This window comes from Streptomyces botrytidirepellens (genome assembly GCF_003721215.1).
Classification (GTDB): domain Bacteria; phylum Actinomycetota; class Actinomycetes; order Streptomycetales; family Streptomycetaceae; genus Streptomyces; species Streptomyces himastatinicus.
The window spans coordinates 1-14,818 of sequence record NZ_RIBZ01000296.1 but is presented as its reverse complement, the minus strand read 5'-3'; the positions used below and the strand labels follow the sequence as shown (position 1 = coordinate 14,818).

At 73.0% G+C, this 14,818-nt stretch carries 10 protein-coding genes; 4 read left to right on the top strand and 6 right to left on the bottom strand.

Translation table 11 applies throughout. The annotated features are described in order from the left end of the window. The 4 genes from nrfD to EEJ42_RS24650 form a co-directional block, all read right to left on the bottom strand. The coding region (gene nrfD / locus EEJ42_RS24665) for an NrfD/PsrC family molybdoenzyme membrane anchor subunit (protein WP_123102981.1) at positions 1 to 782 on the bottom strand (782 nt) is incomplete at its 3' end. Next, entirely contained in the window at positions 782 to 1,690 is a 909-nt protein-coding gene (locus EEJ42_RS24660; protein ID WP_123102979.1) for a 4Fe-4S dicluster domain-containing protein, read from the bottom strand. The genes nrfD and EEJ42_RS24660, both read right to left, overlap by 1 nt. Continuing rightward, positions 1,687 to 4,950 carry a formate dehydrogenase gene (fdh, locus tag EEJ42_RS24655; protein WP_123102977.1) on the bottom strand — a complete coding sequence of 1,088 codons (3,264 nt, stop codon included), beginning with the start codon at positions 4,948 to 4,950 and terminating at the stop codon, positions 1,687 to 1,689. The genes EEJ42_RS24660 and fdh overlap by 4 nt, the downstream gene beginning before the upstream one ends. Before the next feature lie 102 nt (positions 4,951 to 5,052). Beyond that, positions 5,053 to 5,649, bottom strand: coding sequence for a DUF4291 domain-containing protein (locus EEJ42_RS24650; RefSeq protein ID WP_123102975.1), 597 nt, complete (start codon positions 5,647 to 5,649; stop codon positions 5,053 to 5,055). A gap of 254 nt (positions 5,650 to 5,903) precedes the next feature. Here EEJ42_RS24650 and EEJ42_RS24645 point away from each other — a divergent pair, with 254 nt between their 5' ends. Together EEJ42_RS24645 and EEJ42_RS24640 are read left to right on the top strand one after the other, a co-directional pair. Next, positions 5,904 to 7,082 (top strand): epoxide hydrolase family protein, encoded by a 1,179-nt coding sequence (locus tag EEJ42_RS24645; protein WP_123102973.1) that lies wholly within the window; start codon positions 5,904 to 5,906, stop codon positions 7,080 to 7,082. Next, the gene (locus EEJ42_RS24640) at positions 7,082 to 8,038 is read left to right on the top strand and encodes a DUF429 domain-containing protein (protein ID WP_123102971.1); all 957 of its coding nucleotides are present in this window, start codon (positions 7,082 to 7,084) and stop codon (positions 8,036 to 8,038) included. The genes EEJ42_RS24645 and EEJ42_RS24640 overlap by 1 nt, the downstream gene beginning before the upstream one ends. Here EEJ42_RS24640 and EEJ42_RS24635 read toward each other — a convergent pair. Beyond that, on the bottom strand, positions 7,981 to 9,150 hold the full coding sequence (locus EEJ42_RS24635) for a transglycosylase family protein (RefSeq protein WP_123102969.1): 1,170 nt from the start codon (positions 9,148 to 9,150) through the stop codon (positions 7,981 to 7,983). The genes EEJ42_RS24640 and EEJ42_RS24635 overlap by 58 nt on opposite strands. A 1,679-nt stretch (positions 9,151 to 10,829) precedes the next feature. Further along, on the bottom strand, positions 10,830 to 11,843 hold the full coding sequence (locus EEJ42_RS24630) for an Lrp/AsnC family transcriptional regulator (protein WP_123102967.1): 1,014 nt from the start codon (positions 11,841 to 11,843) through the stop codon (positions 10,830 to 10,832). A gap of 137 nt (positions 11,844 to 11,980) precedes the next feature. Between EEJ42_RS24630 and EEJ42_RS24625 the strand changes: the two genes are divergently transcribed. Together EEJ42_RS24625 and EEJ42_RS24620 are read left to right on the top strand one after the other, a co-directional pair. After that, a complete protein-coding gene (locus EEJ42_RS24625) occupies positions 11,981 to 13,585 on the top strand; it encodes an AbgT family transporter (RefSeq protein WP_246097334.1) in 1,605 nt (534 codons plus the stop codon). A gap of 32 nt (positions 13,586 to 13,617) precedes the next feature. Beyond that, positions 13,618 to 14,772, top strand: a complete 1,155-nt coding sequence (locus tag EEJ42_RS24620) for a M20 family metallopeptidase (protein WP_123102965.1) — start codon at positions 13,618 to 13,620, stop codon at positions 14,770 to 14,772. Positions 14,773 to 14,818 lie beyond the last annotated feature (46 nt).

The window sequence follows — 14,818 nt, the reverse complement described above, 5'->3', positions numbered from 1 at the left end:
GCGCCCGCGGCGCCGAGCGCCTCGGCGGCGCGCATCAGCCGCCCCGCCGTCCCCTCGCGGTACGTCTCGGCGACGATCCCGAGCCGCCGTTCCAGCGCCCGCGCCGCCGCGGCCTCCAGCGCCGTGCCGAACAGTGCGGCACTGCGCGCCGGGGCGTTCTCCGCCACCGGCCCGGCGATCAGCGCCATGCCACCGGCTGCCGCCGCGGCCGAACCGACGAAGAGGAACGGCAGTTCGCGATAGCCCTCGTGCCAGCCGGGGACCGCGGTGTCGGCCGCCAGCACCGCCGTGTACGACGCGACCGCCGGGCCCAGCGCGGCGGCCACCGCCGTGGCCGCCCGGCCGGTACGCGGCATCCTGCCGCCGACGTCCAGTACCGCCGCGACCCCCGCCGCCGGGCCGTACGCGGCCAGCAGCCAGGAACCGACGCTCATCGGCGACGTCGGCTTGAACACCCGCAGCATGTTGGCGAAGCGCTCGGGGCGCCCGAGGTCATGGACCAGGGCGGCGGCGGAACCCGTGACGGACACCAGCGACGAGATCTTCAGCGCCCGGGCCATGCGGGGGCGGCCGGTCACCCCGGCGCCCGCCGCGAGCACCGAACCGGCGCCCGCCAGGCCGCCGAGGAAGAAGTACCCGGCGATCTCCCGGGCCTGCCAGGTGGGCGGGTTGAGGATCGGCTTGCCGTAGTACGAGGCGAACTCCGCCTCCGGCACCATCAGTTGCTCGCCTCGGCGCCCCTTGCGCCCCCTGCGCACCTTGCCCATCGTGCCGCCGCCCATCAGCGCTTCCCTCCGTTCCGCCCGTGCGCCGCGAACACGGCGGCCACTCCGCCGAGCAGCGTCAGTGCCGCGGCCCCGGCGTGCCGCCACATCGACGGCAGATCGCGCGTGGTGACGACCGGGTCCGGCGGCAGTCCGTACACCTCCGGCTCGTCCAGCAGCAGGAAGAACGCGCCGTCGCCGCCCACCCCGTCCTCGGGGTCGTGGCCGTACAGCCGGGCGTCGGACACGCCCGCCCGGTGCAGGTCCTCCACCCGCGCGGCGGCGCGCTCGCGCAGCTCGTCCAGCGGGCCGAACTGGATGGACTCGGTGGGGCACGCCTTGGCGCAGGCCGGTTCCTGCCCCGCGCCGAGCCGGTCGTAGCACAGGGTGCACTTGAACACCCGGCCGTCCTCCGGGCGTTGGCCGATGACCCCGTACGGGCACGCGGGTACGCAGTAGCCACAGCCGTTGCAGATGTCTTCCTGGACCACGACCGTGCCGAACTCGGTGCGGAACAGCGAGCCGGTGGGGCACACGTCCAGACACGCGGCGTGGGTGCAGTGCTTGCACACGTCCGAGGACATCAGCCAGCGCAGACCGCTGTCCCCGTTCCCGCTGTCGCCGTCGCCCCGCACCACTGGTTTGTTCTGCTCGATGAAGGCCACATGGCGCCAGGTGGAGCCGTCCAGCCCCTGCGAGTTGTCGTAACTCATGCCGGTGAACGCCATCCCGTCCTCCGGGATGGCGTTCCACTCCTTGCACGCCACCTCGCACGCCTTGCAGCCGATGCACACGGAGGTGTCGGTGAAGAAACCCATCCGCGGCGGATGCCCCTCGTGGCCGGAGTCCCCGGCCGGATCCGGTTCGATACCGGCCAGCAGATTGCGGCCGATGAGCGAACTTTTCGGCGGCTGCGCGTCCGTCATCCCCGGACCTCCATTCCGGTCTGCTCCGTGATGCCCGCGCGCCGCAGGTAGGTGTCCAGCAGGGCGGTCAGTTCGGGGCCGCGGGGCCGGCGGCCCGGGCGGATGTCGGCGGTCAGCGCCTTCACCTCCTGGATGTGCACGTTCGGGTCAAGCGCGAGGGCGGACAGCTCGTTGGCCGCGTCCCCGCGCGCGTAACCGTTGGGGCCCCAGTGGTACGGCAGCCCGATCTGGTGCACCGTGCGGCCCCCGACCTTCAGCGGCGCCATCCGCTCGGTGACCAGCACCCTGGCCTCGATCACCCCGCGCGCGCTCACCAGCGTCGCCCAGCCGGAGTGCTCGAGCCCGCGCTCGGCAGCCAGTGCGGGGGAGACCTCGCAGAAGAACTCCGGCTGGAGCTCGGCCAGATACGGGGTCCAGCGGGACATCCCGCCCGCCGTGAAGTGCTCGGTGAGCCGGTACGTGGTGATCACGTACGGGAAGACCTCGCTGCCCCGGGCGCCGGGGCCGGGATGGAACCGGTTGTGCTCCCGGGAGTACACCTGCCGAACGGGGCTGCGCTGTTGCTCGGGGTGGAGCGGATTGCGCACCGGTGAGTCCTGCGGCTCGTAGTGCACCGGCATCGGCCCGTCCACCAGCCCGGCCGGGGCGTACAGCCAGCCCTTGCCGTCGGCCTGCATGATGAACGGGTCCACTCCGCTGAGCGCGTCCGGGCCCTTGGCGTCCTCGGGCGGCCGGTACGAGGGCGCCCGGTCGGGGATGAAGTCCGGGATGTCATGGCCGGTCCAGCGCCCCTGGCGCTCGTCCCACCACACCAGCGCCTTGCGCTCGCTCCACGGCGCGCCGGACGGGTCGGCCGAGGCGCGGTTGTAGAGGATGCGGCGGTTCGCGGGCCAGGCCCACGCCCATTCGGCGGCGATCCAGTCCTGTTCGGTGTGCGGCTTGCGGCGGGCGGCCTGGTTGACGCCGTCGGCGTAGACGCCGCAGTAGATCCAGCAGCCGCAGGAGGTGGAACCGTCGTCCTTCAGCTGGGTGTACGCGCTGAGCGGGGCGCCGTCCGGGCCGCGCCCGTTGATCTCGGCGAGCACGGACTCGGCGACCGGCTCCTCCAGCGGCCCCTCGGTGGGATAGTCCCAGGCCAGGTCGAGGACCGCCCGGTCCATCGGGTCGGTGGAGCCCGCCAGCCGCTCCCGGATCCGGCGGCCCAGGTGGTACATGAACCACAGATCGCTGCGCGCCTCACCGTCCGGCTCCTTGGCGGGGTAATGCCACTGGAGCATCCGGTTGGTGTTGGTGAACGAGCCCGCCTTCTCGGTGTGGGCGGCGGCCGGGAAGAAGAACACCTCGGTGGCGATGTCCTCGGTGCGCAGCTCCCCGGTCTCGATCTCCGGGCCGTCCTGCCACCAGGTGGCGGACTCGATGAGCGAGAAGTCGCGCACCACCAGCCAGTCGAGGTTGGCCATGCCCAGGCGCTGCATCTTCGCGTTCGCCGAGCCCACGGCCGGGTTCTCGCCCATCAGGAAGTAGCCCTTGCACACCCCGTCGAGCTGGGCGAGCACGGTGTCGTAGGTGCTGTGGGAGCCGGTGAGCCGGGGCAGGTGGTCGAAGCAGTAGTCGTTGTCCGCGCGTGCCGCGTCGCCGAAGTACGCCTTGAGCAGGCTGACGACGTAACTGCGCATCTCGCCCCAGAAGCCCTTGTCGGTCCTCACCGCGTCGATGAAGGCGTCCAGATCCTCGTGCTGGTGCGCGTGCGGCATGGGGATGTAGCCGGGCAGCACGTTGAAGAGGGTGGGGATGTCGCTGGACCCCTGGATGGAGGCGTGGCCGCGCAACGCCTGGATGCCGCCGCCCGGGCGGCCGATGTTGCCCAGCAGGAGCTGGAGGATGGAGGCGGTGCGGATGTACTGGGCGCCCACCGTGTGCTGGGTCCAGCCCACCGCGTACACGAACTCGGACGTGCGGTCCCGGCCGGAGTTCTCCACCAGCGCCCGGCACACCTCCAGGAACGTCTCGCGCGGAATACCGCAGGTCTCCTCGACCAGCTCGGGGGTGTAGCGGGCGAAGTGGCGCTTGAGGACCTGGTAGACGCAGCGCGGATGGGTGAGGGTGCGGTCCGTGTGGATGTCACCGGAGACGGGGGCGCCGCCGGAGCCGTGGGCCTCGGAGGCCGCGGCCTCGGAGATGGTCGCGCCGCCGCGGGTGCGCTGGTCGTACAACTCGTCGGGCTCGCCCTGCGGGGCCTGGACCTGGGCGCCCTCGTAGCTCCAGGTGGTGATGTCGTAGTGGCCGGTCTCCTCGTTCAGGCCGGAGAAGACCCCGGCGAGGTCCTCGGTGTCCTTGAAGTCCTCGCCGACGATGGTCGCGGCGTTGGTGTACTCCAGCACGTACTCGCGGAAGTCCAGCTCGTTGGACAGGACGTGGTTGATGATGCCGCCGAGGAAGGCGATGTCGGTGCCCGCCCGGATCGGGACGTGCAGATCGGCCAGGGCGCTGGTGCGGGTGAAGCGCGGGTCCACATGGATCACCTTGGCGCCGCGCGCCTTGGCCTCCATGACCCACTGGAAGCCGACCGGATGGCATTCGGCGAAGTTGGAGCCCTCGATGACGATGCAGTCGGAGTGCTGCATGTCCTGCATGAAGGTGGTGGCGCCGCCGCGGCCGAAGGAGGTGCCCAGCCCCGCGACGGTGGAGCTGTGGCAGACCCGGGCCTGGTTCTCCACCTGGACCACACCGAGGGCCGTGAACAGCTTCTTGATGAGGTAGTTCTCCTCGTTGTCCAGCGTGGCGCCGCCGAGGCTCGCCAGCCCCAGGGTGCGGTTGACGCGGATGCCGTCCTGCTCCCACTGCCAGGTCTCGCGGCGGGTGCGGATCACCCGTTCGGCGACCATGTCCAGCGCGGTGTCCAGGTCCAGCGGCTCCCACGCGGTGCCGTGGGGGCGGCGGTAGAGCACCTGGTGGCGGCGGGACTCGCCGGTGGTCAGCTGGAGCGTCGCCGCCCCTTTGGGGCACAGCCGGCCACGGCTGACGGGTGAGTCGGGGTCGCCCTCGATCTGCACCACGCGGCCGTCCTTGACGTACACGTTCTGGGCGCAGCCCACCGCGCAGTAGGGGCAGACGGACTTCACCACCCGGTCCGCGGTATCGGTGCGGGGGCGCAGCTCACGGGTGGCGGCCGAGGAGGCGGCGGCTCCACGGCCCAGCGGGTCGGTTCCGGTCAGCTGCCGGTAGACGGGCCAATCCTGGACCCAGGTACGCACGCCCATCTTCTGTCCTTCCCGCCGCTCGGGCCACCCGCATGGCCGGATACGGCGCATGGGTTCCCGTCGCGACGGGATTCACACCCCGCCTGCCGCCGGATGCGCGGGCTATGCGACCCGAAGGTGGGAGAGGAGGCCGTCGGCCGCCGGGTAGGGGCGCTCCTCGGGGAGGCGCCCGGCCGCCCCGCCGAGGTCGCCCGCCCGGACGAGGGCGTGGACCTCGCGGGCCAGCGGCGTCACATCGGTGATGGACACCGTCCACTCGTCCGCGTACCGGCGGGCCGCCTCGCCCGCCAGGCCGAGCTGGAGGGAGCGGTACGGGAGCGGCCGCAGATGGGGGTCGCGCTCCGGGTCCCACTGGACCCGGGTGGGGGAGCGGTGCAGCCGGCGCTTCCAGGCGGCCTGGTCGGGGTGGAGGCCGCGTACGTAATGGGAGAGGCAGGCGTTGCGCAGCGCCCAGGCGAAGCCCTCGTGGGTGATCTCGACGGCCAGGACCGTTTCCTGGCCCTCCTTCAGACCCCAGCCGCAGCGGTACATCATCCAGAGGAACGACGGTTTGATCCAGGTCATCCGGTCCCGCTTCCAGGCGGAGGGGAACCGGCCGTCGCGGGCCGCGGGCTCGCCGATGTGCGGGGCGTACGCCTGGTAGACGGTGACCGTGGCCGCGGTGTGCCGTGCGCGGATCTGGTGGGACTGGTTTTCCATGGTCAGCCAGCGTGGCGTGGCGGGCGGCGCCCGGCCACCGAATTTTCTTCCCGGGTGTGCCACACCCAGGAAGAAGACGTCCTGGTTACGGCCCTGGCGGAGCGCCCAGGGACGGCGGCCTCACCGCCCACTGACCCCCTCCGGGCCGCGCTCGGCAGCGGGGGAATGGCGGGGCAGTTCGAGCGCCGCCCGCGGCTCCGCCGGCGCCTGGGGGCACGCTCGTACCGCGCGGCGCCGCGTGTACGGTGATCGCCATGTCTGACGTTCCGCCCCGTCCCGAGCCGTTCCTCCAGCGGACCGACCCCGCGGCGATCGACGACCTCCGCGCGCGGCTGCGCGGTACGCGCTGGCCGGACGCGCCCGAGGACGCCGGATGGTCGCTCGGGACCGACCTGGACTACCTCCGCGAACTCGTCGCCTACTGGGCGGACGAGTTCGACTGGTCCGCCCAGGAGGCGGCGCTCGCCCGGCTTCCCCGCTTCCGCGTCGGGCTCGGCGGTCTCGGCATCCACTTCGTCCACGCGCGGGCGGCCGCCACCCCGGCCGGGCCCGCGATGCCGCTGGTCCTCGCCCACGGCTGGCCGGACTCGTTCTGGCGCTACTCGAAGGTCATCCCGCTCCTCACCGACCCCGGCGCCCACGGAGCCGACCCCGCCGACGCGTTCGACGTCGTCGTGCCCGACATGCCGGGCTACGGGTACTCCGACCGCCCCAGCGGGCCGCCGCTCGACACCGTCGCCGTCGCCGGTCTGTGGGCCGAGCTGATGGGCGTCCTGGGATACGAGCGGTTCGGCGCCTCGGGCGGGGACATGGGCAGCCATGTGAGCCGTTACCTCGCGCTCGACCATCCCGACCGGGTCGTGGCCGTCCACCGCACGGACGCGGGCGTGCCCGTGTTCACCGGCGACCCGGCGGACCTCACGCCCGAGGAGCGCGCCTGGTTCGACGACGTGACGGCCTGGCTCGCGGCCGAGGGCGGCTACGGCGCCATGCACCGTACGAAGCCCCAGACCGCCGCCTTCGGGCTCACCGACTCGCCCGCCGGGCTCGCCGCGTGGATCGTCGAGAAGCTGCGGTCGTGGAGCGACTGCGACGGCGACATCGAGCGCAGCTTCACCAAGGACGAGATCCTGACGAACGTCACGCTCTACTGGCTCACCGGGACGATCGGTTCCTCGATGCGCGCGTACCACGCGAACGCCGCGATCCCGCGCGAGCAGCTCGTGCGCCGGGTCGACGTGCCGTCCGGGTTCTCGCTCTTCCGCGGCGACGTCGTCCGCCCGGTGCGGGCGTGGCTCGACCGCACGACGAACCTGGTGCGCGTGACCGAGCCCCCGCGCGGCGGCCACTTCGCGCCGTTCGAGGAGCCCGAGCTGTACGCGGAGGAGCTGCGAGCATTCTTCCGCCCCTACCGGGCGGCGGCGACGGGCTGATGGACTCCCGCGGCGAGGTCGTGGGGGTGGACGCCTGCCCCTCCGGCTGGGTGGCGGTGACGCTGCGCGGTGGGGCGTTCGCCGGTGCGGAGACGGCCGGCGGGCTGAGCGATCTGCTGGCCCGGGTGGGGGACGCGGCCGTGGTCGCGGTCGACATGCCGCTGGGGCTGCTGGAGTCCGGGAGCCGCCGTGCGGAGGCGCTGGCCGCCGAGCTGCTGGGAGCGCACCGGGCGCGGGTCTTCCCGGTGCCGCCGCGGCAGGTCTGGGAGCAGCCGGACTACGACGCGGCGAACGCCTGCCGTCGTCGGCTGACCGGCGCCGGGCTCTCCCGCCAGACGTGGGGGCTGGCCGCGAAGCTGCGCGAGGCCAACGCTCTGCGGGACGGCGGCGACCACCGGCTCCACGAGGTCCATCCCGAGGTCTCCTTCGCGGCCATGCGCGACGGCGCGCCGGTCGCCTGGAGCAAGAAGGGCTGGAACGGCCAAGCCGTACGCCGCCGACTGCTCGAAGACCGGGGCATCGTCCTGCCCGACGACCTCGGCCCGGCCGGGCGGGTGCCGTCCGACGACGTGCTGGACGCCGCGGCGGCGGCCTGGAGCGCCCACCGCATCGCGCTCGGTACGGCCGTGAGCCTGCCCGCCCCGCCGGAGACANGACGCCGCGGCGGCGGCCTGGAGCGCCCACCGCATCGCGCTCGGTACGGCCGTGAGCCTGCCCGCCCCGCCGGAGACATCGGACACCGGGCTCCCCATCGCCATCTGGTACTGACGGCCGGAACGAGACAGCGGGAGGCCGCCCGAGCCGTGCCTCGGGCGGCCTCCCTTCCCCCCACCCCCGGAAATGGTCTTCAGTGGCGCTCAGCCGGAGCCGCGCGCGTGCCGGGGGGCGGTCAGCGGCGTCAGGCGCCGATGCCGTACGGGCGCAGATGGTCCAGTGGGTCGACGTCCGACCCGTAGCGCGGGGTGGTGCGCACCTCGAAGTGCAGGTGCGGACCGGTGGTGTTGCCGGTGTTGCCCGACCGGGCGATCCGGCGCCCCGCGTCGACCGTCTGCCCACTGCGCACCGTCAGCGCCGACAGATGCGCGTACTGGGTGTACAGCCCGTCGGCGTGGCGGATGACCACCTGGTAGCCGAAGGCACCGGCCCAGCCCGCGGCCACCACGGTGCCCGGGGCGACCGCGTGCACCGAGGTCCCGATGGGCACCGCGTAGTCCACGCCGGTGTGGTGGCCGCTCGCCCACCGCGGGCCGCGCACCCCGTACGCCGCGGTGATCGGGCCGTTGACCGGCGCCGCGAGGCGATGGGACGCGGACTGCCGGGCGGCGTCGCGGGGAGCGGCGGCCGTGCGCTTGGCGGCGGTCCGGTGGGCCTGCCGCTTGGCCGGGCGGGCCTTGCCCGAGGGCAGGGCGAGCCGCTGTCCCGGGTGGATCAGGTGCGGGTTGGCGCCGATGGTCCTGCGGTTGGCGTGGTACAGCGCCTTCCAGCCGCCGCTGACGGAGCTGCGGGTCGCGATGCGGGATAACGTGTCGCCGCTGCGCACCGCGTACGACCCGGACCCGGACCCGGCCGCCCGCCCGGGACTGTGTTTACCGGATGGCTTGACCGTGCGCTTCGGGTGGTGCTGCTTGGCGGGCGGCTTGGTGCTGCGTGCGGCACCGCGGTTCGCCGCCCCGGCGGCGGGCGGACCGGACCGGGACAGCCGGCCGCGGACCGAGCAGACCGGCCAGGCGCCCGGGCCCTGGCCGCGGAGCACCGCCTCGGCCACGGCGATCTGCTGGCCCTTGGTGGCGAGGTCGGCCCGCGGTGCGTACCGGGTGCCGCCGTACGCGGCCCAGGTGTGCTGCGAGAACTGGAGCCCGCCGTAGTAGCCGTTGCCCGTGTTGATGCGCCAGTTGCCGCCGCTCTCGCACGCGGCGACCTTGTCCCAGGTGTCGACCGGGGCCGCCTGGGCGGCGCCGGTGTTGAGGAACGGCAGGACGATGCCGACGCTGCCCGCGGTCAGGACCGCGCACAGCGGGGAGACCCGGCTGGGCGATGCGGGGCGGCGGTGACTTCCTCGAACGGCCATGAGGCTGGTTCCTCTCCACAACGGCTCTCGACGTCGCCCCCCGGAAGTCCCGGCGGGCTGTACGAGTACCGCAGCCGGGGGCGGCCGGTCACAAGGCGCAGGGGTGGTCACGGGGCGCCGCGCGCTCCCGGAACCCGCCCCCTGATCGGGTGACGCTCCCTCAGCTGTGCGAGGGAAGGCGCGTGGAGGGACGCGGGGGCGCACGGGCAGGCCCGGGGCTGGCGGGACGGCCGGGGCGCCGAGCCGTAGATCACCCTCCGTCGCGTGCCGGGCGGGGAGCGCGGCGGCGGAAAAAGATTCTTCCGCCGGCCCCGTGGAGTGCCGCTTTTCCGGCGGATTGGTTTCCTGTTGGACCAGTGGCGCCGATCATCTTCACAGGGCGGCCGAATTCCGGGCCGGGGCGCGGAGGTTCGGTCCGGACCGGTCCGCGAGCGGCCCAATGCGGCGGAGTGCGGCCGTGGGCCGCGTTGGGCGGATCTTGCGGAGCGCTATTGCGTCCGCCGCCCGGCCAAGAGACCGATCTTGCCCGGGCGGCGGCCCCGGCGGGGAACAGCACGTACCGGTCCGGCCCCGCACCGGCCCGGCGAAAGGCGGGAAGCCGCGAAGCGGGGGAAGCAGGGAAGCCGAAGAGGGCGAGCGGGAGAAGGAATAGAGGAAGGCCGGTGAGATGGGAGGCGGCAATACGGGCGGACAACGGCGGGTCGCTGCCGGTAATAGGCCCGGCCCCGCCCGGAGTTGCGCAGGTGCCCGTCCTTCGGGTCGAAGACTCTCCCTTGTAGCCCAGCTCGACGGCGGCTCGACGGCGGGCACGCCCAGCGGCGGCCGAGGAGGCGCGCCGGGTAGGCGGTGATGTCGTGGAGGATGAGGTCCGGCCGCCGCCCTTGTCCGGGGACTCGGCCGTCGCGGGGGCCGGGGAACGGCCGTGGGGAGGGGCCCGGCCCGGCGTCGGCCTCGATGTCGGCCTCGGTGCCCGCCTGGTCGTCGGCCGGGCGTCGCCGCGGGCGGACCCCGCGGCCCGTTCCGGCCCGGCAACACCCCTGCCCATCGGCCCGGGATACGGTACGCGGCGACCGAAGAACCCCGGCCACAACTCCCGCGCCCCTCGCCCGGCTTTGGCCCGGCCGCGCCAAGGGCATGGGTCAACCAGGGCAACTCGAACGTTGACAGGCGCACTTGACGTGCCGTTTGCCCAATCTCCCGCCGCTCATCGCCTCCCGGACCGCCCGCGTACCGCGCCAGTTCTCCGAAAAAGGGGCTGCCCCGCAGCGGCCGGGAACTGGCGGAGAATCACGCGGCCCCTGTATAGCGGGAAGCGTGCCGACGCGCATATCATTGCCTCACATCGACTTCATCACGGTAGATCGCTCGCAGGAGCGGCTCCGAATAATCACCTCCTGACCCCGGATCGCCGGGAGCCTCCGCGACGCCGATGCCGTCATTTCCGTACGGCATCGCCCGCCGCATCGAGGAATCCTCGCGACGGCGGTCCGTACCCCAGGATGTGCAGCGCGCCTACGGTGCGTGCCGGTCGTCACCGGCCGTGCGCCGTCGGCCTTCTGGCGTACCCGGCGGTGCGCCGCGCCGCTGGACGAACGACCGGGGGCGCACGGCGCTCCGGGCCGTGCCCTCGGACGCCGGTCGGACCCCTCGGTCCCGGCCCCTGCCCCGCCTCCGGGGCGTCAGCCCGCGATCATGAGCCGTCCGTCCTCGCGGCCGATCCAGTAGCGGCGCAGTACGTCGAGCATCACCGACACCTCGCAGGCGGTGATGCCGGGGAAGGCGGCCAGGTCGTGGGTGAGGAACTCGGCCAGCCCCTCCTCGTTCCGGAACACCCCGTGGTGGATCACCGATGAGGTGCCGGCGACGATCGAGACGTAGCGCGCCGAGGGGTGCCGGGCGAGGGCGTCGGCCACCTGCTGGATGGCTCCGGGGGCCGCGTGCAGTTCGACCACCACCTCCAGCGCGTACCCCAGCAGCGCGGGCTCGATCTCCACTCGGGGCCGGACCAGTCCGCGCCGCAGCAGCGACTGGGTGAGCCGGTAGGCGGTCGAGCGGCTGATGCCGAGTGCGCGGGCCACTTCGGCGGCGCTGGCCCGGCCGTCGTGGCGCAGCAGTTCGACCGCGCCCAGCTCCTCGGTGCTGAAGTCGGCCACGGTGGCGGGGTCGGCGGGGTCGGCGGGTTCGTTCAGTGGTTCGGCCACCTCCCGCAGCGCCCGCAGCTGGTCGTCGCCGAGCCTTCGCAGCCGCCAGGAGTCGGATTTGGTCGAGGCCCGCAGCACCAGTTCGGTGCGGGCCGACCGGACCCCGGGGACGGACGGGATGCGGCTCATCAGCAGCTCCCGAGCCCCGGCGCGGCGCGTGGCGTGCAGGGAGCAGTAGACGTCGGCGCGTCCCGTGGTCGTCGCCACGAACGGGACCTCGGGCAGTTCGGCGAGCCGACCGGCCACCGTCCGCGCCTGCCCCGGGTCGGTGGCCACCCAGATGTGCATGGGAGTGCCCTCGGCCAGCATCGGCCACTCCACCTGCCCGATCACCCGCAGCAGCCGCTCGTCCGCGAGCCGGGCCAGTCGGCGGCCGACCGTGCTGGCCGAGCTGCCGAGCACATCGGCGAGCGCGCTGAGCGGGGCCCTCGGGGCCACCTGGAGGGCGGCCACCAGGTCGAGGTCGGCATCGTCCAGTGAGGTCTCCGGCATGGGAACGAATCTATCGTGCGATTGGTGCTCTATAGGTGAATCATTCTTGCGTTACAAAGCTTTTACTTGCCTCATTCCACCACCGCCTCTCTAATGGACGACCACGCTTGCGTCATCCGACGAAGGAAGTGCGGCCGGTGAGCTCGAACGACACCACCACCACGCCCGACAACACACCACCCGGCACGCCGCCCGGGGCGCCCGCGGAGGGCTCCGCGGCGCTGTCCCGTCTGCTCCGGGTACTCGGCGCCATCGAACGGTGGGGCAACAAGCTGCCCCACCCCTTCTGGCTGTTCGCCATCCTGAGCGCACTGCTCGCGGTGGTGAGCTGGGGACTGGCCTCCGCGGACGTGTCCGCGGACAATCCGGCCGACGGCAAGACCGTGATCGTCCGCAGCCTGATCTCGGTCGACGGCGTGCGCTCGATGATCACCGACGCGATCACCAACTACGCCACCTTCCCCCCGCTCGGCACCATCCTCGTGGTGATGCTCGGGGTCGCCGTCGCCGACAAGTCGGGGATGCTCACGGCGATGCTGCGGGCCGGTGTCTCCCGCGTCCCGGCGCGCTGGATGACCTTCGCGCTGGCCTTCACCTCGATGGTCGCCCACATCGCCTCCGACGCCGCGTACGTGGTGCTCGTCCCCCTCGGCGGCCTGGCCTTCCGCGCGGTCGGACGCAGCCCGGTCCTCGGCATCGTGGTGGCCTTCGTGGGCGTGTCCGCCGGGTACGACGCGAGCCCGCTGATCACACCGATGGACGCCGTGCTCTCCGGACTGACCACGGCGGCCGCGCACACGGTCGACCCCGGCTACACCGTCACCCCGCTGGCCAACTACTTCTTCTCGATCGCCTCCTCCGTGGTCCTGGCCGCCGTCATCACCCTCGTCACCGAAAAGGTGTCGGCCCGGCAGGTGGCGGCGCTGCCGCCCGACACCGGCGAGACCGCCACGGAGGACGACGCCGACCCGGTCGCGCTCGACCTGCGCCCCGAGGAGCGGCGCGGACTGCGCCGCAGCGGGCTGGTCTTCCTGCTCTTCCTCGCGGCGATCGTGGTGGCCATGATTCCCGCCGGGTCGCCGCTGCGCGGCGAGGGCGGCAGCATCGTCGAATCGCCCGTGCTCTCCGGGATCGCCGTGGTGCTCGGAGTGCTCTTCGCGCTGCTCGGCACGGTGTACGGGCGCGCGGCGGGCACCGTACGCGGCAGCCGCGACATCCCCGACTTCATGGCGCAGGGCATGCGGGAGATGGCCCCGATCCTGGTGCTGTTCTTCGCCATCTCCCAGTTCCTCGCCTACTTCAAGTGGACGGGCGTGGGCCAGGTGCTCGCCATCCGGGGCGCGGATCTGCTCAAGGAGCTCGGGGTGACGGGGCCGGTCGCGTTCCTGGGCATCGTGGTGGTGTGCACGGTCATCAACCTGGCGATGACCAGCGGATCGGCCATGTGGGCGCTGGTCTCCCCGGTGTTCGTCCCCATGCTGATGCTGCTGGACGTCCCGCCGGAGGCCACCCAGGCGATCTACCGCATCGCCGACTCCTGCACCAACGCCATCACCCCGATGAGCGCCTACTTCGTGATGGCGCTCGGCTTCCTCCAGCGCTACCGGCGCTCCGCGGGCATCGGCACCCTCGCCTCGCTGACCCTGCCGCTGTCCCTGGCCATGCTGGTGACCTGGACCCTGCTCTTCTACGCCTGGTGGGCGCTGGGCATTCCGCTCGGCCCCGGCGCTCCCGTCCGCTGAGCCACCGAACCCCTCCCGGAAGGACCCCCTAGATGACGCTCTCCGACATCGCCGCCGCGACGGAGCGGGCACTGCCCGAGATGACCGACGACCTGCGGACGCTGGTGGAACTGGAGACGCCGAGCGACGACAAGCACCTGCTGGACGCCGGGCTCGCCGCGATCCACGACTGGCTCGTGGCGCGGCTCGGCGAGCCGGACGAGACCGAGCGCCACGACTGCGGCCCGCACGGCGACGTGCTGGCCGTCACCTACCGCGGCACCGCGCCCGGCACCGCGCTGCTGCTGTGCCACTACGACACGGTCTGGCCGGCCGGGACCCTCGCCGAGTGGCCGTTCGAGGTGACCGACGGGAAGGCGAGCGGACCGGGCGTCTTCGACATGAAGACCGGCCTGGTGCAGGCCGTATGGGCGCTGCGGCTGCTGCGCGAGCTGGAGCTGCCGCATCCGTCCGTCCGGCTGCTGCTCAACGGGGACGAGGAGATCGGCAGCCTGTCCTCCCGGCCGCACATCGAGCGGCTGAGCGACGGCGTCCTCGCCACCCTGGTGTTCGAGGCGGCGCAGAACGGGGCGCTCAAGACCTCGCGCAAGGGTGTCGGGCTGTTCGACGTGACCGCGCACGGCGTGGAGTCGCACGCCGGGCTCGACCCGCTGGCCGGAGCCAGCGCGATCCACGCCCTGGCCGAGGCCATCCCGCACATCACCGCTCTCGGTGCCCCGGAGCGGGGCACCACCGTGAACGTGGGACTGATCAGCGGCGGCACCGGCCGCAACGTGGTCGCAGCGCAGGCGCGCTGCGGCATCGACATCCGGATCGCCGAACCGGCCGAGATGGCGCGCATCGACGCCGCGTTCGGCGCCCTCGCCCCCGCCGACCCGCGGGTGCGGCTGGCCGTCAGCGGTGGATGGAACCGGCCGCCGATGGTTCCGAACGAGCCGTCCCGGCACCTGTTCAAGCAGGCCCACGCCATCGCGGCCGAACTGGGCTGGGAGCTGGAGGAGACCGCGGTCGGCGGGGCGAGCGACGGCAACTTCGTCTCCGCGCTCGGGCGGCCGGTCCTCGACGGGCTCGGCGCCCTGGGCTCCGGCGCCCATGCCCGCCATGAACACACCCTGCTCGACGCCGTCCCGGCGCGCACCGCGCTCGCCGTCGGGCTGCTGACCGCCCTGGCGTCCGACGCCTCGTAACGCGGCCGCACAACACCGCCGCCCGCCGCCGTGACGGTCACTCACG

Excerpts from the sequence above, each read along its gene's own strand:
- EEJ42_RS24660 (WP_123102979.1), bottom strand. The coding sequence starts at position 1,690 with ATGACGGACGCGCAGCCGCCGAAAAGTTCGCTCATCGGCCGCAATCTG.
- fdh (WP_123102977.1), bottom strand. The coding sequence starts at position 4,950 with ATGGGCGTGCGTACCTGGGTCCAGGATTGGCCCGTCTACCGGCAGCTG.
- EEJ42_RS24650 (WP_123102975.1), bottom strand. The coding sequence starts at position 5,649 with ATGGAAAACCAGTCCCACCAGATCCGCGCACGGCACACCGCGGCCACG.
- EEJ42_RS24645 (WP_123102973.1), top strand. The coding sequence starts at position 5,904 with ATGTCTGACGTTCCGCCCCGTCCCGAGCCGTTCCTCCAGCGGACCGAC.
- EEJ42_RS24635 (WP_123102969.1), bottom strand. The coding sequence starts at position 9,150 with ATGGCCGTTCGAGGAAGTCACCGCCGCCCCGCATCGCCCAGCCGGGTC.
- EEJ42_RS24630 (WP_123102967.1), bottom strand. The coding sequence starts at position 11,843 with ATGCCGGAGACCTCACTGGACGATGCCGACCTCGACCTGGTGGCCGCC.
- EEJ42_RS24620 (WP_123102965.1), top strand. The coding sequence starts at position 13,618 with ATGACGCTCTCCGACATCGCCGCCGCGACGGAGCGGGCACTGCCCGAG.